21 protein-coding genes are annotated in these 21956 nt (G+C 72.9%); 7 read left to right on the top strand and 14 right to left on the bottom strand.

Annotation, left to right across the window (positions count from 1 at the left end):
• Nucleotides 1-87 precede the first annotated feature (87 nt).
• From speB to D7193_RS06915, 7 genes are read right to left on the bottom strand one after another with little or no spacing between them, the layout of a single operon-like run.
• Nucleotides 88-1101, bottom strand: a complete 1014-nt coding sequence (gene speB, locus D7193_RS06885) for an agmatinase (RefSeq protein ID WP_120778459.1) — start codon at nt 1099-1101, stop codon at nt 88-90.
• Nucleotides 1098-2300: a saccharopine dehydrogenase family protein gene (locus tag D7193_RS06890; RefSeq protein WP_120778460.1), complete on the bottom strand. Its 1203-nt coding sequence runs from the start codon at nt 2298-2300 to the stop codon at nt 1098-1100. The genes speB and D7193_RS06890 overlap by 4 nt, the downstream gene beginning before the upstream one ends.
• Nucleotides 2300-3721 (bottom strand): NAD(P)/FAD-dependent oxidoreductase, encoded by a 1422-nt coding sequence (locus D7193_RS06895; protein WP_120778461.1) that lies wholly within the window; start codon nt 3719-3721, stop codon nt 2300-2302. Before D7193_RS06895 ends, D7193_RS06890 begins: the two co-directional genes overlap by 1 nt.
• A complete protein-coding gene (locus tag D7193_RS06900; protein ID WP_241562837.1) occupies nt 3718-4566 on the bottom strand; it encodes an ABC transporter permease in 849 nt (282 codons plus the stop codon). Before D7193_RS06900 ends, D7193_RS06895 begins: the two co-directional genes overlap by 4 nt.
• A 55-nt stretch (nt 4567-4621) precedes the next feature.
• A complete protein-coding gene (locus D7193_RS06905; protein WP_120778462.1) occupies nt 4622-5533 on the bottom strand; it encodes an ABC transporter permease in 912 nt (303 codons plus the stop codon).
• A complete protein-coding gene (locus D7193_RS06910; RefSeq protein ID WP_120778463.1) occupies nt 5530-6696 on the bottom strand; it encodes an ABC transporter ATP-binding protein in 1167 nt (388 codons plus the stop codon). The genes D7193_RS06905 and D7193_RS06910 overlap by 4 nt, the downstream gene beginning before the upstream one ends.
• A 7-nt stretch (nt 6697-6703) precedes the next feature.
• Nucleotides 6704-7888, bottom strand: a complete 1185-nt coding sequence (locus tag D7193_RS06915) for a polyamine ABC transporter substrate-binding protein (RefSeq protein WP_120778464.1) — start codon at nt 7886-7888, stop codon at nt 6704-6706.
• Nucleotides 7889-8096: 208 nt separating this feature from the next.
• On the opposite strand from D7193_RS06915, the gene D7193_RS06920 reads away from it, so the two are divergent.
• The 4 genes from D7193_RS06920 to D7193_RS06935 all read left to right on the top strand — a co-directional run bounded on the left by D7193_RS06920 (nt 8097) and on the right by D7193_RS06935 (nt 11963).
• A complete protein-coding gene (locus tag D7193_RS06920; RefSeq protein WP_120778465.1) occupies nt 8097-8609 on the top strand; it encodes an Lrp/AsnC family transcriptional regulator in 513 nt (170 codons plus the stop codon).
• 173 nt (nt 8610-8782) lie between these two features.
• Nucleotides 8783-10129, top strand: a complete 1347-nt coding sequence (locus D7193_RS06925; protein ID WP_120778466.1) for an aspartate aminotransferase family protein — start codon at nt 8783-8785, stop codon at nt 10127-10129.
• Between the two features lie 5 nt (nt 10130-10134).
• The gene (locus D7193_RS06930) at nt 10135-11511 is read left to right on the top strand and encodes an NAD(P)/FAD-dependent oxidoreductase (protein WP_120779314.1); all 1377 of its coding nucleotides are present in this window, start codon (nt 10135-10137) and stop codon (nt 11509-11511) included.
• A 101-nt stretch (nt 11512-11612) separates the two neighbouring features.
• Nucleotides 11613-11963 (top strand): nitroreductase/quinone reductase family protein, encoded by a 351-nt coding sequence (locus tag D7193_RS06935; RefSeq protein ID WP_120779315.1) that lies wholly within the window; start codon nt 11613-11615, stop codon nt 11961-11963.
• A gap of 11 nt (nt 11964-11974) precedes the next feature.
• On the opposite strand, the gene D7193_RS06940 is transcribed toward D7193_RS06935, so the two are convergent.
• Nucleotides 11975-12334, bottom strand: coding sequence for a DUF3499 domain-containing protein (locus tag D7193_RS06940; RefSeq protein WP_120778467.1), 360 nt, complete (start codon nt 12332-12334; stop codon nt 11975-11977).
• A gap of 166 nt (nt 12335-12500) precedes the next feature.
• Here D7193_RS06940 and D7193_RS06945 point away from each other — a divergent pair, with 166 nt between their 5' ends.
• Nucleotides 12501-12950, top strand: coding sequence for a metallopeptidase family protein (locus D7193_RS06945; protein WP_120327726.1), 450 nt, complete (start codon nt 12501-12503; stop codon nt 12948-12950).
• Between the two features lie 90 nt (nt 12951-13040).
• Here the strand turns inward: D7193_RS06945 and D7193_RS06950 are convergent, their stop codons facing one another.
• The 6 genes from D7193_RS06950 to D7193_RS06975 form a co-directional block, all read right to left on the bottom strand.
• Nucleotides 13041-13298 (bottom strand): WhiB family transcriptional regulator, encoded by a 258-nt coding sequence (locus tag D7193_RS06950; RefSeq protein WP_007455784.1) that lies wholly within the window; start codon nt 13296-13298, stop codon nt 13041-13043.
• Between the two features lie 468 nt (nt 13299-13766).
• Nucleotides 13767-14120 carry a phospholipase gene (locus tag D7193_RS06955; RefSeq protein WP_120778468.1) on the bottom strand — a complete coding sequence of 118 codons (354 nt, stop codon included), beginning with the start codon at nt 14118-14120 and terminating at the stop codon, nt 13767-13769.
• Nucleotides 14117-15508, bottom strand: a complete 1392-nt coding sequence (locus tag D7193_RS06960) for a DUF4331 domain-containing protein (protein ID WP_120778469.1) — start codon at nt 15506-15508, stop codon at nt 14117-14119. The genes D7193_RS06955 and D7193_RS06960 overlap by 4 nt, the downstream gene beginning before the upstream one ends.
• Nucleotides 15509-15596: 88 nt before the next feature.
• Nucleotides 15597-15875 carry a hypothetical protein gene (locus D7193_RS06965; protein ID WP_120778470.1) on the bottom strand — a complete coding sequence of 93 codons (279 nt, stop codon included), beginning with the start codon at nt 15873-15875 and terminating at the stop codon, nt 15597-15599.
• Between the two features lie 156 nt (nt 15876-16031).
• On the bottom strand, nt 16032-18539 hold the full coding sequence (locus tag D7193_RS06970; RefSeq protein ID WP_120778471.1) for a bifunctional FO biosynthesis protein CofGH: 2508 nt from the start codon (nt 18537-18539) through the stop codon (nt 16032-16034).
• 275 nt (nt 18540-18814) lie between these two features.
• The gene (locus D7193_RS06975; protein ID WP_120778472.1) at nt 18815-19765 is read right to left on the bottom strand and encodes a hypothetical protein; all 951 of its coding nucleotides are present in this window, start codon (nt 19763-19765) and stop codon (nt 18815-18817) included.
• 98 nt (nt 19766-19863) lie between these two features.
• Between D7193_RS06975 and cofD the strand changes: the two genes are divergently transcribed.
• Both cofD and D7193_RS06985 read left to right on the top strand, forming a co-directional pair.
• Entirely contained in the window at nt 19864-20811 is a 948-nt protein-coding gene (cofD, locus tag D7193_RS06980; protein WP_120778473.1) for a 2-phospho-L-lactate transferase, read from the top strand.
• Entirely contained in the window at nt 20808-21890 is a 1083-nt protein-coding gene (locus D7193_RS06985; RefSeq protein WP_120778474.1) for a coenzyme F420-0:L-glutamate ligase, read from the top strand. The genes cofD and D7193_RS06985 overlap by 4 nt, the downstream gene beginning before the upstream one ends.
• The last annotated feature ends 66 nt before the right edge of the window (nt 21891-21956 follow it).

Below are 21956 nucleotides of genomic sequence, written 5' to 3' on the forward strand. Positions count from 1 at the left end.
CTTTCGGCCCCAGATATGCCTCTTATGCACCAAAGGCCGGGGCACAGAGTGCAAGATCGCGGGGGGAGGGGGCGGGAGGAGCAAACGCTAGCGCGAATCCAGCAGGGGTTTTTCGGGGTTCCACGGGTCGCCGCCGGCGGCGTCGCGGCGGCGGCGGGCGATCGCGGACAGGGCCTCCAGCACCACCCGGTTGCCCAGGTACGCCGTGATGTCGGCGTGGTCGTACGGGGGCGCGACCTCGACCACGTCCACGCCGACCACGGGCAGCTCGTAGCAGCAGCGCCGGACGGCGTCGAGCAGCTGCCGGGAGGTCAGCCCGCCCGGTTCCGGGGTGCCGGTGCCCGGGGCCATACCCGGGTCAACGACGTCCACGTCGACGGAGAGGAACACTCCCTCGCACTCGTCCACCGCGATCCGGAACGCCTCGGTCAGGCAGGTGTCCAGGCCGCGGGCGACCAGCTCGGTCATCTCGTACGAGCGCATCCGCTGCGCCGCCATCCAGGACAGGACGTCGGGACCCGGCCAGTAGCCGCGCAGGCCGATCTGGAGGAACCGGTCGCCGCGTACCGCACCGGACTCGATGAGCCGGCGCATCGGTTGGCCGTGCCCGTGCAGGTTGCCGAACTCGACGTCACCGGTGTCGGCGTGCGCGTCGAAGTGCACGAGCGACACCCGGCCGAGCCCGTGGTGGCGGGCCACGCCGGTCGCGTCGGGCAGGGCGATGGAGTGGTCGCCGCCGAGCACGACCGGGATGGCGCCCGCCGAGGCGACGGTGTGCACCGCGACCTCCAGGGCCGACAGGGACCGCTCGATGTCGCCGGAGAACATCTCGACGTCGCCCGCGTCGTACACCCGCAGGTCCCGCAGCCCGTCGACGCGCAGCGCGAGCGACGGACGCGAGCCGTCGTGCGGCAGGTAGCAGGCCTGGCGCATGGCGGACGGGCCGAACCGGGTGCCCGGCCGGTGGGAGGTGCCGCCGTCGAAGGGCGCGCCGACGATCACCACGTCCGCGTCGGCGAAGGACGCCGCGTCGGCCAGGTCGCACGCCGGCACGCCGAGGAAGGTCAGGTCCGGCCCGTACATGGCTCCGTAGCGGCTCACCGCTCCTCCATTCCCCAGGGCGAGCCGTAGTTGGTCAGCAGGTCGAGGAAGGGCTTCGGCGGCATCGCCTCCGGGCCCAGCACCCCGCTGCCGGCCCAGGCGCCCGTGGCGAGCAGTTCCAGCGCCACCACCGGGTTGAGCGCGGTCTGCCAGACCACGGCCTGGTGGCCGTACTCCCGCATCGACCACTCGTTGTCGACCACGTGGTACAGGTAGACGCGCCGCGGCCGGCCGTCGTGCCCGGTGCCGGTCACGTACGTGCCCGCGCAGGTGCGCCCGCGCATCCGGTCGCCCAGGGTGGCCGGGTCGGGCAGGCAGGCGGCCACCACGTCCCGCGGCGACACCGACGCGCCGCCGACCCGCACCGGCGCCGTCGAGTCCAGGCCGAGCTTGTGCAGGGTCTTGAGTACGCCGATGAACTCGTCGCCGAGGCCGTACTTGAACGTGACCCGCTTCGCGTCCACCCAGCGCGGGATGAGCAGCACCTCCTCGTGCTCCACGTTCACGCACTCGACCGGGCCGATCCCCTCGGGGAACTCGAAGACCTCCGGCTCGGAGAACGGCGCCGTCGTGTACCAGCCCCGGCCCGACTCCCACACCACCGGCGGGTTCAGGCACTCCTCGATCGTGGTCCAGATGGAGAACGACGGGGCGAAGTCGTAGCCGTCGACGGTCAGGTTCGCGCCGTCGCGTACGCCGATCTCGTCGATCTCGGCGAACAGCTCGTCGGCGGCGTACCGGGCGAAGACGTCGGAGAGCCCCGGTTCAACGCCGATGCCGCACAGCGCGAGCCGGCCGGCGGCGGCCCACCGGTCGGCGACCGCGAACTGCTCGTCACCGAGCTTCACCCCGGTCTCGGCGTACGGCCGGGCGGGGTGCGGGCGGGACAGCGACATCGCCATGTCGAGGTAGTCGGCGCCGGCCGCGTACGCGCCCTCGAAGATCGGCAGCACGAAGCGGGGGTCGACGGCGTTGAGCACGTGGGTGATCCGGTGCTCCCGGCAGAGCGCCGCGACCGCCTCGGCCGAGGAGGCGTCCACGGACGCGGCCACGAACCGGGGGCCGTGGTCCGCGACAGCGCGGCTCGCCCGGCCGGCGTCGCGGTCGGCGACCACCACGGTCTCGAAGAAGGCACGACGGGCGGCGATGGCGACGGCGGCCGACCCGACGCCGCCCGCGCCCACCAGCAGGATGCGCATCAGGAATCGAACCCCAAACCGAGACGATCGAGCGTACGGAGCCAGAGGTTGCGCCGGCCGTGGTCCGCGTCGGCGCGGGCCAGGGACCAGCGGGTGAGGTTGATGCCGGCCGCCCGGAACGGTTCCGGCGGGAACGGCAGGGGCGTGGTGCGGACCAGGTCGAGCCGGGTCAGCGGGGTGTCGGCGCCGGCCAGCAGGTCGAGCATCACCCGGGCGCCGAAGCGGGTGGCCCCGACGCCGAGGCCGGTGAAGCCGGCCGCGTACGCGAGCCGCCCGGAGTAGGCGGTGCCGAAGAACGGGCAGAACCGGGTGCAGGTGTCGATCACCCCGCCCCAGCGGTGGCTGAAGCGCAGGCCGTCGAGTTGCGGGAACGTCGTGAAGAAGTGGTCGGCGAGCGTGTGGAAGGTGTGCCAGCGCTGTTCCAGGGCCGGTGCCGTGCGGTTGCCGTAGTGGTAGACGGCGTCGTACCCGCCGAAGAGGATCCGGCCGTCGGAGGTGAGCCGGTAGTAGTGGAACTGGTTGCCGGTGTCCGCGAGGCCCTGCCGGTTGGCCCAGCCGACCGAACGCCGCTCGTCGTCCCCCAACGGCTCGGTCATCAACGCGTAGTCGTAGACCGGCACCAGCCAGGCGCGCAGCCGGCGCAGCAGCGGCGGGAACGCGTTGGTGGCGAGCACCACCTGCCGCGCGTGGACGACACCCGGTTCCCCGTCCCGGCCGCCGGCGGTCGCGGCCCGCAGCGCCGCGCCCTGCTCGCGCAGCCCGGTGACCCGGGTGTGCTCGGCGATCCGCACGCCGAGGCTCAGGCAGGCCCGGCGCAGCCCCCAGGCGAGCTTCGCCGGGTCGAGCAGCGCCACCCGGTCGCGGTCCCACAACCCGCCGAGGTACGTGGGCGAGGCCACCTCGGCGCGTACCTCGTCGCCGTCGAGCAGCCGCACGTCGTGGCCGTACCGGCGGGCCAGCTCGGCGTCGGCGGCGAGGCCGTCGAGCTGGTACGGCTCGACGGCGACGGCCAGCTCCCCGGTGCGCTCGAAGTCGCAGTCGATGCCGTACTCGGCCACGGTGGCGGCGATGGCGTCGAGGTTCTCCCGGCCGAGCCGTTCCAGCTCGTCGATCTCGCCGGGGAACCGCTCGACGCCGTTGGCGAGACCGTGGGTGAGCGAGGCGGCGCAGAAGCCGCCGTTGCGCCCGGACGCCGCCCAGCCGCAGGTGCCGGCGTCGACCAGCAGCACGTCCCGGCCGGGGTCGTCCCGTTTCGCCAGCAGCGCGGTCCACAGCCCGCTGTACCCGCCGCCGATGACGAGCAGGTCGGCGGTGTGCGTGCCGTGCAGCGGCGGGAGCGGGTCGGGGCGTTCCGGGCGGTCCAGCCAGTACGGCACGGGCACCGCGTCGGCCAGCGCCCGGCCGAGGCCCGGGCGGGTCATGACCGACGCCGTGCGGCTCCGCCGACCGCCGGGGCGACCGGCAACGCGGCGCGGCGGGCCCGCCGGCCGCGCAGCGTGCTGGCCAGCACCAGCAGCAGCGCGATCGCGAACATCGCGGTGCCGATGACGTTGACCTGCGGCGGGATGCCCCGCTGGGCGGCGCCCCACACGTACATGGGGAACGTGACGGTGGTGCCCGCGTTGAAGTTCGTGATGATGAAGTCGTCGAAGCTCAGCGAGAAGGCGAGCAGCGCGGCGGCCACGATGCCGGGCAGCACGAGCGGCAGGGTGACGCGCCGGAACGTCTGCCACTCGCTCGCGTAGAGGTCCATGGCGGCCTCCTCCAGCCGGGAGTCCATCCCGGCCAGCCGCGCCTTCACGGTCACCACCACGAACGACACGCAGAACATGACGTGCGCGATCACGATGGTCCAGAAGCCCTGCGGCACCCCGGCGGCGACGAAGAGGGCGAGCAGCGAGGTGCCCATCACCAGTTCCGGGGTGGCCATCGGCAGGAAGATCAGCACGTTGATCCCGGCCCGGCCGCGGAACCGGTGCCGGACCAGGGCGAACGCCATCAGCGTACCGAGGACCGTCGACACCGCGGTGGCCAGGAAGCCGATCTGCACGCTGCGCACCACGGCGTCGCACATGTCGGAGGTCGCGCACGGGTTCCGCCAGTTGTCCAGCGTGAACTCGTGGAAGTCGTACGACAGGCGGCTGGACGGGCGGTTGAACGACAGCCCGGCCACCACGACGATCGGCAGCGACAGGTAGCCCAGGACCAGCAGCGCGACGGCCATCACCCACCGGTCGGCGAGCCAGCGCCAGAACCTCGCGCTCACCGGAGCCACCCTTCGTTCGCGACTGCGGGGCTCCGCTTCGCTGCGCTCCTCGCGCTCACAGGACCTCCTCCGTGCCGGCCCGCCGCAGGTACACGAACACCACCGCGAGCATCGCCGCCATGAGCAGGAACGACAGGGCGGCGCCCTGCGGGTAGTCGAGCCGCACCAGGAACGCCGAGTCGATGACGTTGCCGATCATGTACTCGTTCGGGGTGCCCAGCAGCTCGGCGTTGATGTAGTCGCCGCTGGCCGGGATGAAGAAGAGCAGGGTGCCGGCGACCAGACCGGGCATGGACAGCGGCAGGGTCACCCGGCGGAACGCCCGGACGGGGCTCGCGTACAGGTCGCTGGCCGCCTCCAACAGGCGACGGTCCAGCCGCTCCAGGCTCGCGTACAACGGAAGCACGAGGAACGGCAGGAAGTTGTACGTGAGGCCGAGCACCACCGCGAACGGCGTGGCCAGGAGCCGTCCGTCGGGTGCCAGCAGGTGCACGTCGCGCAGCACGCCCACGAACCAGCCGTTGTCGGAGAGGATCGTCTTCCAGGCCAGCGTGCGCACCAGGAAGCTGGTGAACATCGGTGCGACCACGCAGACCAGCAACAGGTTCTTCCACCGGCCGGCCTTCTGGGCGATCGCGTACGCCAACGGGTAGCCCATCAACAGCGCGAGCACCAGCGCCAGCGCGGCGTAGCCGAACGAGCGGACGAACTGCGGCCAGTACGCCGCCAGCGCGTCCGGATAGTTGCCGAACGCGAAGGTGAGCGCGTACCCGGTGGACAGCGAGCCGCTGGGGTCGTAGAGGCTGGCCGCCGCCAGCTGCACGAGCGGCAGCGCGAAGAACAGCAACAGCCAGGCCGCCCCGGGAAGCAGGAGCAGGTACGGCAGGAACCGGTGCCGCCCGCGCCGCGCGGACGGCGGTGGGGCCGCCGCCGACTGCCCGGTGGGTACGTGGGCCAGGGCGCTCACGACGGCGCACCCACCGGTTCGTCGAGCACCGGCGAGGTGCGGTCGTCCTCGCCGGGCTCGCGGGGCAGCAGGAACGCGTGCCGCGGGTCCCAGTGCGCCACCGCCTCGGCGCCGACCGCGAACCGTTGCGTGGTGCCGCTGTTCGCCGCGAAGACCGACAGCTCGCTGCCCCACGAGGTGCGCAGCAGGTACTGCGTGCTCACGCCGACGTAGGAGGCGTCGCTGACCACCCCGGTGAGGTGCTGGTGGCCGGCGGGCACCTGGTCGGCGGAGCCGACCAGGTGCAGCTTCTCCGGGCGTACGCCCAGGTGGGCCGGCCCCCGGTCGACGCGGGCCCGGTCGGCGGGCACCGAGTAGCGGGCGCCGTGGGCGGTCACCGGCACCTCGCCCCCGGCGGTGCCGGCGGCCTCGGCGGCCAGCAGGTTGGACTGGCCGAGGAAGTTCGCCACGAAAGCGGTGGCCGGGAACTCGTAGATGTCGGCGGGCGCGCCGAGCTGTTCGATGCGGCCGGCGTTCATCACGGCGACCGTGTCGGCCATCGTCATGGCCTCCTCCTGGTCGTGCGTGACGTGCACGAACGTGATGCCGACCTCGGTCTGGATCCGCTTCAGCTCGATCTGCATCTGCCGGCGCAGCTTCAGGTCGAGGGCGCCGAGCGGCTCGTCCAGCAGCAGCACCTGTGGGTGGTTGATGAGGGCGCGGGCCAGGGCGACCCGCTGCTGCTGCCCGCCGGAGAGCTGGGCGGGACGCCGGCGACCGTACCCGTCGAGCTGCACCAGCGACAGCATCCGCGCCACCTGGTCGTCGACCTGCCGGATGCCGCGGCGGCGCAGCCCGAAGGCGACGTTCTCGAAGATGTCCAGGTGCGGGAAGAGGGCGTAGCTCTGGAACACGGTGTTCACCGGCCGCTTGTACGGGCGCAGCCGGGCGATGTCCCGGTCGCCGAGCAGCACCTGCCCGCTGGTGGGCTCCTCCAGGCCGGCGATCATCCGCAGCGTCGTGGTCTTGCCGCAGCCGGACGCGCCGAGGAGGGCGAAGAACGAGCCCTGCGGGATCGTGAGGGTGAGGTCGTCGACCGCCGTGAAGATGCCGAACCGCTTGGTGAGGTTGGCCAGCCGCAGGTCGCCGGCCGGTGTCTCGCGTGCCACTGTCGTCCCGCCCATCTCCTCGTCAGGCCCCGATGACCTGCTGGAACTTGCCTTCGTACTCCCGCTCCTGCTTCTCGTCCAGAGCCATGAAGACCTTGGCCTTCGACAGCATCGCGTCGTCCGGGAAGATCAGCGGGTTGGCGGCGAGATCGGGATCGATCTTCTCCATCTCGGCCTGGGCGCCCTGGACGGGGCAGATGTAGTTCACGTACGCGGCGAGCTGGGCGGCCACCGCCGGCTCGTAGTAGTAGTCGATGAGCTGTTCGGCGTTGCCCTTGTGGGTGGCCTTGTTCGGCACCAGCATGTTGTCCGACCAGAGCATGACGCCGGACTCCGGCACCACGAACTTGATCTTTTCGTCCTCGAAGCCGAGCTGGATGACGTCGCCGGACCAGCCGACGCAGGCGGCGATGTCCCCCTTGGCCAGGTCGGGCGCGTAGTCGTTGCCGGTGAACTTGCGGATCTGGCCCGAGTCGACGGCCTTCTTGAGCTTGTTGAGCGCGTCGTCGAACTGCGCGGCCGTGAAGTTCGACGGGTCGTGACCGTTGGACTGGAGCAGCAGGCCCATGGTGTCGCGCATCTCGGACAGCGCCGTCACCTTGCCCTTGAGGTCGGACCGGGTGAGCAGCTCGTCGACGGTGCGCAGCTCCTTGGCCACGGCGCCGTTGTAGGCGATGCCGGCCAGACCGGACTGCCACGGCACGGCGAGCTGGTTGTCCTTGTCGAACGAGCGCCCGCGCAGCGACGGCAGCAGGTTCGACGCGACGTTGGGCATCTTGGCCGGGTCGAGCTTCTGGATCCAGCCGAGCCGGATCATCCGGGCCGCCATCCAGTCGGTGAGCACCATGATGTCCCGGCCGGTGGCCTGACAACCGGCGAGCTGGTTCTGGACCTTGCCGAAGAACTCGTTGTTGTCGTTGACGTCCTCGGTGTACGTGACCTGGATGCCGCTGCGCGCGATGAACGCGTCGAGCGTGGGACGCTTCGACTCGTCCTTCTCGTCCACGTCCATGTACTGCGGCCAGTTGGAGAACGCGAGCTTCTTCTCGGTGCCGGACAGGTCCTCGCTCACGCAACCCGCTTCGGTCTGCTGCGCGCCTTTGGTGCCGCAGCCGGCCAGGGAGCCACCGGCGGCGAGCAGGGCTGCCGATCCGAGGGTGCCGGTGAGGAGGCCTCGCCGGGAGAGGGGTCGGAAGGGAGTGCGCATGTGACGACTCCTTAGGGGTCAACGTCGGCGGCGGGGACGGGGGTGGCGACGCCGGCGGGAGGGTCAAGTGCGATTGACGACTGATCCTGACATGGGGTGACCTTCCCCACAAGGGATTCCGTTGCGGGATTAGCTCTGCACGACGAAATACGCCACACTGCGCGAGGCACTAGGCTCACAGCGCGGGAACGGACATGGGGAGCGGTCGATGACGAACCGGCAACAGGAACACACCAACGGGGGGCGGCGCGTAGCGGTGCGTGAAGGTGCCAGTCACGCTCTGCTCGACGACGTGGCCAAGCAGATCATCGAGCAGCTCCAGGAGGACGGGCGCCGCCCGTACGCGACCATCGGCAAGGCGGTCGGGCTCTCCGAGGCCGCGGTGCGGCAGCGGGTGCAGCGGCTGCTCGACGCCGGGGTCATGCAGATCGTCGCCGTGACCGACCCGCTCCAGCTCGGTTTCCCCCGCCAGGCCATGATCGGCCTGCGCACCGACGGCGACCTCGAGGCGGTGGCCGACCGGCTGGCCGAGCTGGAGGAGGTCGACTACGTGGTGATCACCGCCGGCTCGTTCGACCTGCTCACCGAGGTCGTGTGCCGCAACGACGACCACCTGCTGGAGATCCTGCAACGGCTGCGGGCCGTCGAGGGCGTGCTCTCCACCGAGGCGTTCGTCTACCTCAAGCTCCGCAAGCAGACCTACACCTGGGGTACGGCCTGACCCTTCCCGGGGGTACGGAATCCGTTGCCACCCTAGCGCCACCTAGCAGAATTCGTTGCCATATCGGCTTAGCGCCACCGATCACACTTGCCAGCCGCGGTCCGGCTGTGCGATAACCGTGGGCAGAGCGGCCGGTACGACCCCCCGACCGGCCCGTGACCGATGGGGCTGACATGGCCAACGTCACCGACCACCTCTGGATGCACTTCACCCGGATGGCGAGCTACGCGAACTCCGAGGTGCCGACCATCGTGCGCGGCGAGGGCGCGTACGTCTGGGACTCCCAGGGACGCCGCTACGTGGACGGGCTCGCCGGCCTGTTCGTCGTCAACGCCGGCCACGGCCGCACCGAGCTGGCCGAGGCGGCCGCCAAGCAGGCGGCCGAGCTGGCGTACTTCCCGCTGTGGTCCTACGCCCACCCCAAGGCGGTCGAGCTGGCCGAGAAGATCTCCGCGCTGACGCCGGGCGACCTGAACCGGGTCTTCTTCACCACCGGCGGCTCCGAGGCGGTCGAGGCGGCGTGGAAGCTCGCCCGCGCGTACTTCAAGCGGACCGGCCAGCCGACCAAGCACAAGGTCGTGAGCCGGTACATCGCCTACCACGGCACCTCGATGGGCGCCCTGTCCATCACCGGCCTCCCCGGCATCAAGAGCGACTTCGAGCCGCTGGTGCCCGGCGGCATCAAGGTGCCGAACACCAACTTCTACCGGGCGCCGGAGCACGGCGACTCGCCGGAGGCGTTCGGCCGGTGGGCCGCCGACGAGATCGCCCGGGCGATCGAGCGGGAAGGGCCGGACACGGTCGCGGCGGTCTTCCTGGAGCCGGTGCAGAACTCCGGCGGCTGCTTCCCGCCGCCGCCCGGTTACTTCGAGCGGGTCCGGGAGATCTGCGACGCGTACGACGTGCTGCTCGTCTCCGACGAGGTCATCTGCTCCTGGGGCCGGCTCGGCGAGTACTTCGGCGCCGTCCGCTACGGCTACCAGCCGGACATCATCACCACGGCGAAGGGCATCACCTCCGGGTACGCCCCGCTCGGCGCGATGATCGCCAGCGACCGGCTCATGGAGCCGTTCCTCACCGAGACCGGCATGTTCGCCCACGGCGTGACCTTCGGCGGCCACCCGGTGTCCTGCGCCGTGGCGCTGGCCAACCTGGAGGTCTTCGCGCGGGAGGACCTGGTGGGGCACGTCCGGGCCAACGAAGCCGCGTTCCGCGCCACGCTGGAGAAGCTCCACGACCTGCCCATCGTCGGCGACGTCCGGGGCGACGGCTACTTCTACGGCATCGAGCTGGTCAAGGACAAGGACACCAAGGCGACGTTCGACGACGCCGAGTCGGAACGGCTGCTGCGCGGCTTCCTCTCGACCGCGCTCTTCCAGGCGGGTCTGTACTGCCGCGCGGACGACCGTGGCGACCCGGTGGTGCAGCTCGCGCCGCCGCTGATCGCCGACCAGCGGCAGTTCGACGAGATCGAACAGATCCTGCGCGCCGTGCTCACCGAGGCGTGGCGACGGCTCTGACCGCCGTGCCCTACCGGGAGCTGTCGTACTGGCTGTCCACCGTGGACGAGCCGCTGGCGGCGCGGCCACCGCTGCCCGGCGACACCGACGCGGACGTGGTGATCGTCGGGGCCGGCTACACCGGGCTGTGGACGGCGTACTACCTGGCCAGAGCCGACCCGGCGCTGCGGATCGTGGTGCTCGAACGGGAGATCGCGGGGTACGGGGCGTCCGGCCGCAACGGCGGCTGGTGCTCCGCCCTGTTCCCCACCTCGCTCACCGGCCTGGCCCGTCGGCACGGCCGGGAGGCGGCGACCGCCGTGCAGCGGGCCATGCAGGCGACCGTACGGGAGGTGGGGCGGGCCGTCGCGGCCGAGGGCATCGACTGCGACTGGGCGTCCGGCGGCACCGTGGTGCTCGCCCGCACGGACGCCCAGCTCGGCCGGGCCCGCGCCGCCGTCGAGGAGGCGCGGGCGTTCGGCTTCGGCCCGGAGGACCTCGCGCTCCTCGACGCCGGCGAGGCCGCCGCCCGCTGCGCCGCCGAGGGTGTACGCGGCGGGACGTACACCCCGCACTGCGCCGCCGTGCACCCGGCGAAGCTGGTGCGGGGCCTCGCGCGGGCGGTGGAACGCCTCGGGGTGACCATCCACGAGCGGACCCCCGTCCACGAGATCCGGCCGGGGGCCGCGGTGACCCCCGCCGGCCGGGTACGCGCACCCGTCGTGGTCCGGGCCACCGAGGGCTACACGCCGCAACTGCCCGGGCAGCGGCGGGCCGTGGTGCCCGTCTACTCGCTGATGGTGGCCACCGAGCCGCTGCCGGCGGAGACCTGGGCGCGGATCGGGCTGGCCGAGCGGGAGACGTTCTCCGACCACCGGCACGTCGTCATCTACGGGCAGCGCACCGCGGACGGCCGGCTCGCCTTCGGCGGGCGCGGCGCGCCGTACCACTTCGGGTCCCGGGTCCGGTCCGGCTACGACCGGGAGCCGGCGGTCTTCGCGGCGCTGCGCCGTACGCTGGGCGAGCTCTTTCCCGTGCTCGGGCCGGACGTGGCGGTGACCCACCAATGGGGCGGGCCGCTCGGGGTGGCCCGGGACTGGTCGGCGTCGGTCGGGCTGGACCGGGCGACCGGGCTCGCCTGGGCGGGTGGGTACGTCGGCGACGGGGTCTCGACCACGAACCTCGCCGGCCGTACGCTCGCCGACCTGATCCTCGGCGCGGAGAGCGACCTCACGGCGCTGCCGTGGGTGGGGCACCGGTCACCGCGCTGGGAGCCGGAACCGCTGCGCTGGCTCGCGGTCAACGCCGGCCTGCGGGTGATGTTCTCGGCCGACGCGGCCGAGGCCCGCACCGGCCGCCCGTCGCGGCGCGCGGCGCTGTTCGGCCGCTTCCTCGGCCACTGACGGCCGGGCGGGTGTGCGGGAACCGGCACCGTGCGGGCGTCCGGCTCCCTAGCCTGGCAGGCAGGAGCAGGTCGAGGCTCGTGACGGAGGCCAACGTGAGCATGGAGGCAGCCCGGGACGCGTTCGCCGGCGAGCGCGAGGTCGAGATCACCGTGACCGGCCGCCGGAGCGGACGGCAGATCTCCCACCCGGTGTGGTTCGTGCAGGAGGAGGAGAGCATGTTCCTCGTGCCGGTCACCGGGTCGGACAGCCAGTGGTACAAGAACGTCCGCCGGACGCCGATGATCCAGGTGGCCGCGAACGGTACGGCGGTGAGCGCGAGCGTCACCCCGATCACCGAGGCGGACCGGGTGGAGCACATCGTGGCGATGTTCCGCGACAAGTACGGCGCGGACCAGGTGGAGAGCTACTACCCGCGGCACGACGTGGCGGTGCAGGTGCCGCTCGGCTGACCCTGGGCGGGTCAGCGGTTCGGCGGGATGACCCGGAGGTGGCCGCGACGGCCGGTCGCGTGCGCCTGCGGGTCGTCGTCCTCCGGCGGGCGTGGCGCCGGGCGGGCGGCCTCGCGGACCGCCTCGGCCAGGGCGACCAGGTCGTCGGTGGTGGGTGGCGGGGGCTCGAACTCGCCCTCGTGGCGTACGACGTCCCAGCCCCGAGGGGCCGTGAGTGTGCGGGCGTGGGGCTCGCAGAGGTCGTACGTGTGCGGTTCCGCGAAGGCCGCCAGGGGGCCGACCACGGCGGTCGACTCGTTGTAGACATAGGTCAATGTGGCGACCGCTTGCCGGGGGCAGCCGTTACGGGAGCAGCGCCGTGGTGACCTCACGGCGGCAGGGTATCTCCATTACCGGGTCCGGCGCACCGGTTCGCGTTACGACACGCCCGTCGTGGTGATCACAATTCGCCCGCCCCGACACGCCGTCGGCGCTCCGGCGCGCCCGACCGCCGGCGCTGCCGCAGGCCAGGCCGGCTCGCGGGCTACCCTGTGCCTCATGACGAGCCCGGAACACCGCCGCCCCGGCTCCGGCCGGCGCGCCCACCGCGACCGCCACGGGCGCGGCCTGCGCGGACGGCTGGTACCGGCCACCGTGCCGTTGGCCCGCACCAAGGCCGAGGTCTTCGACGACCTGGTCCTCGACACCGTCGAGACGCTGGAGCGGCGGTTCGCGAAGGAACTGGCCGGGGTCGAGTTCGCGGTGGAGGACGTGCCGCCCGAGCTGAACGTCTACGACTCCGACGTGCTGGAGGACGGCGAGGTGCCGCTGGCCCGCCTGCTGCCGGGACGGCCGGGCCGCCAGGAGATCCCGCCCCGGATCGTGCTCTACCGCCGGCCGCTCGAATTCCGCGCGATGGACCGCGAGGATCTCGCGGACCTGGTGCACGACGTGATCATCGAGCAGGTCGCGAACCTGCTCGGCGTCGACCCGGACGAACTGGCCTGACGGGTCCCGCCCCCACGGGACCCCGACCGCGTCGATCCGCTGTCCGACACCTGAGCCGGGCGGCCCCCACCGCCCGCGCCCGGCGTCGTGTCAGGCGGCCCGCCGCTTCAGCTTCCGCCGCTCCCGCTCGGAGAGGCCGCCCCAGATCCCGAACCGCTCGTCGTGACCGAGAGCGTATTCGAGGCATTCCGTCTTGACCTCGCAACGCGAGCAGATCCGCTTCGCCTCACGGGTCGAGCCGCCCTTCTCGGGAAAGAACGCTTCCGGATCGGTCTGCGAGCACAGCGCCCGCTCCTGCCACTCCGGCGCGTTTCCGAGCAGGTCGGCCACCTCAAGCTGGCCGTCCATCAATTGCCTCCTTGTCGCGCACCGGCGTCATCGCCGCTGCAACCCCCCACGCGAAAGGCGTGCTTGTCCGTCCGGTCCCCTTTTGATGCGTTCCGTGCGAACAACCCCATTCAAATTACACGCGTGTAATGCGTGCGCCGTCAAGCCGAACTTGATAATGGAGTCGCCCTCCCGACACGCCCCGGACGGCCATCCGGCCACCCGGCCCTCGCAACCTGCCCTATCGATTCAGACCCCGACCGAGTAACGCCCTCTCCGGCGAGTTGCCGGAGATTTCTGCCGTGGCGCTCCCCCTCCGGCCGCTCGGGCGTCGACGGAACGCCGTGGCGGCGACCCCCGACAGCAATGCTGATCTTGGTGGGGCACAGGTTAACGCGAGTCGGGCCGGACCGCCTGTCGAGCGGCCGGCCACGACCGCACCCTGCCCACAATGTGGACAGGGCGCGGTGGCCGGAGCCGGTCCGGGTGTCAGCGCGGGCCCGCACGGGCGCTGGTCGGCCAGACGAACTCCGCCACCGCCCCACCGGTCACCCGGATAGACCCGGCCGGCGTCCGCTCGTCCCACCAAACGGTATAGACGGCGGCGGGAAGGTCCGGGTAGACGGCACTGTGGAAGGTGCGGTCGCGGGCCCGGCGCTCACGGACCGCGGCGTGCGTACGCGGCACGCCGCCCCGGCCGGCGGGGCTGATCTCGATCTCGGTGCCGTGCAGATCCGGTCCGGTGTGGATGATCAGCGCTCCCGTGTCGCCGCCCAGTTCCAGCACGACGCTTCCCGTCCCCGTCGGCCCGTACGCGTGCCGGTGCCCGCCCGGCGCCGTCACGCCGCCGCCGGGCTCGTGACACCGTCGTACGGCACACCCAGATACGGGAACCGGTCGAGGAACGGCGCGGTCACGTCGGCGGCGCTCAGACCCGGGGTGACCGTGGCCGCCGCCGCGTCCGGCCGGAACGCCCGGTCCACCAGCGGCACGGTGAGCCCCGCGATCGCCCGCAGCGCCACGGTGACCACGTCGTCGCCGACCCGGCGGCCGTTGGGGAAACCGGCCAGGTCGCCGCCGAGCACACCGAAGCGGTCCGACCGGGAGCTGGGCGGGATCGCGGTGTTCAGCCGCAGCAGGTCGGCCTGGACCTCACCGGTCGCGTTCGTGAAACCGTCGACCAACCCGGACGGCAGACCGGTGAGCAGCAACGCCACCAGGTCCGCCCGGGCCGTCTTCGCTTTCGTGAGCCGGGCCAGGTTGGGGAAGACGCCCGGGTAGAGCGCCGGCAGCAGCGCCGCCAGCTCCGGCTGCTCGACGAAGCGGGCGAACCGCTTGTCCTCCGACGGTGGCAACGAGTTCCACAGGTCCTTTCTGGACATCGGCACGATGACCTCGTTGAACAACGGGTTGCCCAGCCGGGACACCTGCACGTACGGGCCGGTGGCCACGTCGGTGCCCGCGTCGCCGCCCCGCACCCGGACCTGCCGACGCGAGGCGGTCGTCCACACCCCGATCACCGAGGCCGGGTCCCCCACCCCGTACCGGGCCGCCGGGCGGCGCACCCGGTCGAACGGCACCTGGAGCGCGATGCTGTGCACGTTCATCCGGTCGGTGGCGTTGACCGGCTCCCCCTCGACGCGGAACACCTTCCGGCCGGCCACGTGCAGCTGCTGGAAGGGGCGCAGGGTGCCCAGGTCGAACACCGCACCCAGGTCCACGAAGAAGCCGTCGGCCCGCTGGCCGGCGAAGACCCGCTCCCCGGTCGAGAGGCGGAAGGTGGCCTGGCGGGCCAGCTCGGCGTACGCGGGCGTGGAGAGCGGGCCGACGTTGCAGGGCGGGCACGGCAGCCGGTGCGCGAGCCGGTGCTCCCGCCCGTCGGCCACCCGCGTCAGGCTGTAGAACTGCCGCCGGTTCCAGTTGCCGCTGTCCAGCGACTCGATGGGACCCGTGTTGTAGAGAAAGCTGTTCGGATTGGTGACCTCGGTGGTGAATTCGAAGCGGTAGGTGACGTCGGGCCGCGCGTCGCCGTCGTTGTCGACATGGATCTCGTAGCGCACGTCGTCGCCGAACTCGAAGAAGTTCGGGCCGCCCGACGGACGTTGCAGCGGCACGTAATTGGCGATCAACGTCACGGAGTCGGGGCGGTCGGGGCTCACGAACGCGTACAGGTCGGCGGAATCGGCGACCGGATCCTTGGCTATTTCCGGGGCCTCGCGGTGGGAAGACATGACGGACCAACCTTTGCGGGGACGGGTTCGACGGCCGGTCGGGCGCCGGAAGGGCCGCGACGGGCCGGGAACTGCGACGGGCTCGTGGTCAGCGGCGGGCGGCGCGCCGCAGCCGCTCGGCCAGGCCGCGGTCGCGGACCTCGATGCGGGACGTGCCGACGAAGACGTCCATGGTCCCGTTGGCGGCGTCACGCAGGTGCACGATGATGGGCTCCTCGGCCGCGGTCGCGTCGCGCCCGGTGTTCTGCGCGGCCGACAGGCCGGGCACGGTGAGCGCGGCGGCGCCGAGTGTCGCGCTCGCCGCCGCGGTGAGCGTCTGCCGGCGGGTCAGGCGCGGCCAGCGCCGCGTCCGCTCGTCACTGGTCATGGCAACCTTTCCGGCGGCGCGGGAGAGCCCGCGGGGGCGGACGGGGCCCGCCCCGGACGTCGCCGCCGCCGGCCCCACGTGGAGTGCCGGCGGCGGTTCTCGCCACGCCGCCGCCGGCGTGCGGTGGTACGGCCGGCGGCGCGGAAAGGTTCGATCTCAGCGGGTGGCGTGCCCGTACGCGGTCGTCCGCCGTCGCGCCGGCCGCCCGGCCGCCGCCGCGATGCCCCGCAACTGCTCCTCGGTACGGGCCGACCCGTTGGCCGAGCCGGCCATGCGGGAGATGGTCTCCTCCATGAGCGTGCCGCCCAGGTCGTTGCAGCCGCCCTGGAGCATCGCCACCGTGCCGGCGTCGCCGAGCTTCACCCACGAGCACTGGATGTTGTCGATCCGGCCGTGCAACAGCAGCCGGGCCATGGCGTGCACCACCCGGTTCTCCCGCCACGTCGGGCCGGGACGGGCGATGCCGGCCAGGTAGATCGGCGCGTTGGTGTGCACGAACGGCAGCGCCACGAACTCGGTGAACCCGCCGGTGCGGTCCTGCACCCCGGCCAGCACCCGGAAGTGGGCCAACCACTGCCCCGGGTGGTCGACGTGTCCGTACATCATCGTGGAGCTGGACCGGATGCCCAGCTCATGGGCGGTGCTCACCACGTCGACCCAGGCGGCGGCCGGCAGCTTGCCCTTGGTGAGCACCCACCGGACCTCGTCGTCGAGGATCTCGGCGGCGGTGCCCGGGATGGTGTCCAGCCCCGCCTCGCGCAGCTGGGTCAGCCACTCCCGCACCGGCACCCCCGCCTTCGCGGCGGCGGTCACGATCTCCATGGGCGAGAACGCGTGCACGTGCATCTCCGGCACCCGCGCCTTGATCGCGCGGACGATGTCCGCGTACCCGGTCACCGGCATCTTCGGGTCGATGCCGCCCTGGAGGCACACCTCGGTCGCGCCGGCCGCCCACGCCTCCTCCGCCCGGTCGGCGACCTGGTCGACCGAGAGCCGGTACGCGTCCGCGTCCCGCTCGCGCTGCGCGAACGCACAGAACCGGCAGCCCACGTAACAGACATTGGAGAAGTTGATGTTCCGGTTCACCACGTAGGTCACGTCGTCGCCGACGGTCGCCCGGCGCACGTCGTCGGCGAGGCGGCACAGCTCGTCGAGCGCCGGACCATCCGCGCCGAAGAGAGCCAGCGCGGCGTCGGTGTGCCGCGGGTCCAGCAGGGCGGCCGGGTCGTCGGCGGCCAGCCGCAGCCCGGCCCGCAGGTCGTGGTCGCCGGCGGCGGCCGGCGCGGCCGTCACCTTCGTGGCCACCTCCGCCCAGTCGCCGTAGACGCTGTCGAAGTCACCCCGCCGGTCACCCGTCCGGCCGGTGGTGTCGATGGTGACGTGCAGGTCGGTCCGCCCGCCGAAGACCTCCTCCGGCTCCTGCCACGGCCGGCCCTCGGGGCGGGCGTCCTCGAGGGCCAGCCCGGTCTCCGGGTCGGCCAGCGCGCTCACGTGCGCCAGCAGGCGCGGATCGAGCCACGGGTCGCCGGCCCGCACGTACTCCGGGTAGATGGTGAGCCGCTCGCGCAGCGTGAAGCCGGCCTCCGCCGTACGCCGCGCCAGGTCGTCCAGGTGCGGCCAGGGACGCTCGGGGTTCACGTGGTCGGGGGTGAGCGGCGAGACACCGCCCCAGTCGTCGATGCCCGCGCGCAGCAGCAGGTCGTACTCGCCCTCGATGAGGTTCGGCGGGGCCTGGATGCGCGCCCGGGGGCCGAGCAGCACCCGGGCCACCGCGACCGTGGCCGCCAGGTCGTGCAGCTCCGCGTCCGGCATGCCGCGCATCGCCGTGTCCGGCTTGGCGCGGAAGTTCTGCACGATCACCTCCTGGAGGTGGCCGTACTCCCGGTGCGTCCGACGGATCGCGAAGAGGGAGTCCACCCGCTCGGCGTGGGTCTCGCCGATGCCGATGAGGATCCCGGTGGTGAACGGCACGCCGACCCGGCCGGCGTCGTCGAGCACCCGGAGCCGTACCGCCGGCTCCTTGTCCGGCGAACCGAAGTGCGGGCCGCCCGGCTCGGACCAGAGGCGGGTCGCCGTGGTCTCCAGCATCATCCCCATGCTCGGCGCGACCGGCTTGAGCCGTTGCAGCTCCGACCAGGAGAGCACGCCCGGGTTCAGGTGCGGCAGCAGGCCCGTCTCCTCCAGCATCGCCACCGCGCAGGCGCGGACGTAGTCCAGGGTGGAGTCGTAGCCCCGCTCGTCCAGCCAGCGCCGGGCCGCCGGCCAGCGCTCCTCCGGCCGGTCACCGAGGGTGAACAGCGCCTCCTTGCAGCCCTGCGCCGCGCCCTCCCGGGCGATCGCCAGGACCTCGTCCTTCTCCAGGTAGGCGGCCGGCAGCCGGTGCGGCACCGTGGCGAAGGTGCAGTAGTGGCACCGGTCCCGGCACAGCCGGGTCAGCGGGATGAAGACCTTCTTCGAGTACGTGACGACGCCCGGCCGCCCGGCCTCGCGCAGCCCGGCGTCGCGGATGCCGCCGGCGATGCCGAGCAGTTCGTCGAGGGCGTCGCCGCGCGCGCCCAGCAGCGCGGTGGCCTCGTCGACGTCCAGCGCCCGGCCGGTGGCGGCCCGGCGCAGGGCCCTGCGCACGCTCGCCTCGGTGGGGCCGGAGTTGGTGCGATCAACCATCCGCTCAGCCTAGGACGTGAGCGGCGCGGCGCCGCCGCCTCCGCCCGGACCGTGGGCAACCACACCTGTCACGCCCGCACCACCACGGGCCGTCGGGCGCCCGCCGAGGCGCAGCGCACGGCCGGTCGAGGCGCAGCGCACGGCCGGTCGAGGCGCGGCGCACGCCCGGTCGAGGTTCTTTCATGGAAATAGTGGCCTCCCGCCGCGGGGAAGCCACTATTCCCGTGAAACTGCGTACGCCGGCGCGGGCCGCACGGGCGGTGCCGACGAGTGGGTCAGCGCCGTGCGTCGGGGTCCTCGCCCGGGTTGATGTGCTGCGTGCGGTCGCTCTCGCCATCCGTCGGCCGCGGGATGGCCTGGGTGGGCTCGGCCGGCTGGCGCGGGATGGCCTGCGTCGGGTCGGCCGACGGCGGCTGCCCGAACGGCGGCGCCGAGGGCGGGGCCGTGTTGGCCGGCGGGGCGGACTGCGGCGCGGGGTTGAACGGCGGCGCCGACTGCGGGGCGCCGCCGAACGGCGGGGTCGGCTGGCCGTACGCCCCGGGCTGGCCGGCGTGCGGGGTCACCGGGTAGCCGCCGGGCTGGCTCGGCGCCGCCCAGCCGCCGGGCTGGTTGGGGGCCGGGTACCCCTGGGGCTGCCCGGGAGCCGGGTGGGCACCGGGCTGGCCGGCGCCCGGCCAACCGCCCGGCTGCTGCGGCCAGCCGGGCTGCGGGGAGCCGTAGACGCCCGGCTGCGGCTTGGGCTTCGGCACGTAGTACATCGCCCGCCAGATCGTGTAGACGGCGAAGGCGGCGACCGCGAAGATCGCCAGCCAGGCCAGCCGGGTGAGCAGGCCGAGCAGCGCGTCCAGCACCTCACCGTCGGCCAGCCGGCCGACCATCCAGATGAGGAACGTCAACGCGCCGAACAGCACGCCCACGGCGTACTCCGCCAGCGCCACCTGGGTGATCGTCTTCGCCTGCGACAGCACCGGCGTGATGTGCGTGGCCAGCAGCACCGCCAGCAGCGGCAGCACCGTCGGCTCCAGGCCGACGAAATCGAGGTAGGTGCTGCCCGCGCGGTCGGTGAAGTCTCCGAATCCGGCGGGCGTCAGCAGCCGGATCAGAGCGACGAAGAGCAGCACGGCGTTCGCGCCGAGCAGCACGAAGGCGGCCAGTTCGCGTAGCGGCTTGGTCAGCTGGCGGGCCTTTGTCGCGTCTGCGGACGTGGGCTCGGCGGGGCTGGTCACGAGCTCCCCCTTGGGCGAAAGCGGACAGTTGCCGACGTGAGCCTAGTCTCCCCGGCCACCGGCGGACCGCAGGCGTCGCGTGCGCGAGGATGGTCGTCATGCGCATCGTGGTTCTCGCGGGCGGCATCGGAGGCGCCCGGTTCCTGGTCGGCGTACGCGCGTACGCCCGCGAGGTGGGCGCCGAGGTGACCGCCGTAGTCAACGTCGGCGACGACCTCTGGCTGCACGGCCTCAAGGTCTGCCCCGATCTGGACAGCGTGATGTACACCCTCGGCGGCGGCGCCGACCCGGAGCGGGGCTGGGGCCGCGTCGGCGAGAGCTGGACGGTCAAGTCCGAGCTGGCCGCGTACGGTGCGGAGCCGACCTGGTTCGGCCTCGGCGACAAGGACATCGCCACCCACCTGGTGCGCACCACCATGGTCAACGCCGGTTACCCGCTCTCCGCGCTGACCGAGGCGCTGGCGACCCGCTGGCAGCCCGGCGTACGCCTGCTGCCGGCCACGGACGACCGGCTCGAGACGCACGCGGTGGTCGACCTCGACGGCGGCCAGCGGGCGATCCACTTCCAGGAGTGGTGGGTACGGCACCGGGCCGAGATCCCCACCCACCGGTTCGTGTTCGTGGGCGCGGAGACGGCCAAGCCGGCCCCCGGCGTGCTGGACGCCATCGGTTCGGCGGACGTCGTGCTGGTCGCGCCCAGCAACCCGGTGGTGAGCATCGCGCCGGTGCTGGCCGTGCCGGGCCTGCGCGAGGCGGTGACCGACGGCCCCGCCCCGGTGGTCGGCGTCTCGCCGATCATCGGTGGCGCCCCGGTGCGCGGGATGGCCGACCGCTGCCTGGCCGTGCTCGGCGTCGAGTGCAGCGCGGCCGGGGTGGGCGGCCTCTACGGCGGCCGGTCGGCGGGCGGCCTGCTGGACGGCTGGCTGGTGGCCGAGGAGGACGAGGGCACGCTGGTGCCCGAGGTGACGGTCCGCGCGGTACCGCTGCGGATGACAGACGAGGCGGCGACGGCGACGATGGTCCGGGCCGCGGTGGAGTTGCGGTGAAGCTGGAGATCCTGCCGGTGCTGGGCATCGGCCACGTGTCCGAGGGTGACGACCTGGCGGCGCTGATCGCCACCGCGGCGCCCTGGCTGCGCGACGGCGACGTGCTGGTGGTGACCAGCAAGATCGTCTCGAAGGCGGAGGGGCGGCTCGTGGACGTCCCGGCGGACGGCCCCGAGCGGCAGGCCGCGCGGGACGAGGTGCTGGCCGCGGAGACGGCCCGGGTGGTGGCCAGCCGGGGTACGACCCGGATCGTGCAGACCCACCACGGCTTCGTGATGGCCACCGCCGGCATCGACGCCTCGAACGTCGACAAGACCCGCCTCGTGCTGCTGCCGAAGGATCCGGACGCCTCGGCCCGGGCGCTGCGCACCGCGCTGCGCGAGCGTTTCGACCGGGACGTGGCGGTGATCGTCAGCGACACCATGGGCCGGCCGTGGCGCAACGGGCTCACCGACGTGGCGCTCGGAGTGGCCGGCATGGACGCCATCCGCGACCACCGGGGCGAGTTCGACCCGTACGGCAACGAACTCCAGGTGACCCAGATGGCGGTCGTCGACGAGCTTGCCGCCGCCGGGGAACTGATCAAGGGCAAGATCGACCAGGTGCCGGTGGCCGTGGTCCGCGGCTACCTGACCGCCACCTCCGACGGCGGCGCCGGCGCCTCGGCGCTGGTCCGGGACGCCGCGCAGGACCTCTTCTCCCTCGGTACCGCCGAGGCGCGGGCCGCCGGTCTGGCCGCCGCCGCGACCCTGCCCGACGGTCCGGGCCCGACGCCGGCCGACCCGGCGGCGATCCAGCGGGCCATCGACGCGGTGGCCGACGTGGTCGCGCCCGGCACGGTGTTCACGCTCGTCGCCGACGACGTACGCGCCGGCCTGGTCGCCGCGGTGCCCGGCTGGCCGCAGGAGGCGACCGCGCTGGTGCTCGGTTCCCCGCCGACCCCGGTGGACCCGAGCGACCTGGTCCGCTTCGGGGCGGACCTGCACCGGCTGCGCATCGCCCTGGCCGTCGAGGGGATCCCCTCGGTGCTCCTGCCACCGCCCAGCGCCAGCACGGCGAGCGCCGCCCTGGCGCTGTAACCGGGCACCCCGGCCGGCACCGCGCGGCGCCGGCGCGCCCCGGCTCGCCGGCTCACCCCGGTGATC

Source organism: Micromonospora costi (assembly GCF_003626655.1).
Taxonomy (GTDB): Bacteria; Actinomycetota; Actinomycetes; order Mycobacteriales; family Micromonosporaceae; genus Micromonospora; species Micromonospora costi.

Bases quoted from the DNA above. Each gene is read 5' to 3' on its own strand.
- D7193_RS06890 (WP_120778460.1), bottom strand. From the start codon at position 2,300: ATGCGCATCCTGCTGGTGGGCGCGGGCGGCGTCGGGTCGGCCGCCGTC.
- D7193_RS06895 (WP_120778461.1), bottom strand. From the start codon at position 3,721: ATGACCCGCCCGGGCCTCGGCCGGGCGCTGGCCGACGCGGTGCCCGTG.
- D7193_RS06910 (WP_120778463.1), bottom strand. From the start codon at position 6,696: ATGGGCGGGACGACAGTGGCACGCGAGACACCGGCCGGCGACCTGCGG.
- D7193_RS06915 (WP_120778464.1), bottom strand. From the start codon at position 7,888: ATGCGCACTCCCTTCCGACCCCTCTCCCGGCGAGGCCTCCTCACCGGC.
- D7193_RS06920 (WP_120778465.1), top strand. From the start codon at position 8,097: ATGACGAACCGGCAACAGGAACACACCAACGGGGGGCGGCGCGTAGCG.
- D7193_RS06925 (WP_120778466.1), top strand. From the start codon at position 8,783: ATGGCCAACGTCACCGACCACCTCTGGATGCACTTCACCCGGATGGCG.
- D7193_RS06935 (WP_120779315.1), top strand. From the start codon at position 11,613: ATGGAGGCAGCCCGGGACGCGTTCGCCGGCGAGCGCGAGGTCGAGATC.
- D7193_RS06945 (WP_120327726.1), top strand. From the start codon at position 12,501: ATGACGAGCCCGGAACACCGCCGCCCCGGCTCCGGCCGGCGCGCCCAC.
- D7193_RS06950 (WP_007455784.1), bottom strand. From the start codon at position 13,298: ATGGACGGCCAGCTTGAGGTGGCCGACCTGCTCGGAAACGCGCCGGAG.
- D7193_RS06960 (WP_120778469.1), bottom strand. From the start codon at position 15,508: ATGTCTTCCCACCGCGAGGCCCCGGAAATAGCCAAGGATCCGGTCGCC.
- D7193_RS06965 (WP_120778470.1), bottom strand. From the start codon at position 15,875: ATGACCAGTGACGAGCGGACGCGGCGCTGGCCGCGCCTGACCCGCCGG.
- D7193_RS06970 (WP_120778471.1), bottom strand. From the start codon at position 18,539: ATGGTTGATCGCACCAACTCCGGCCCCACCGAGGCGAGCGTGCGCAGG.
- cofD (WP_120778473.1), top strand. From the start codon at position 19,864: ATGCGCATCGTGGTTCTCGCGGGCGGCATCGGAGGCGCCCGGTTCCTG.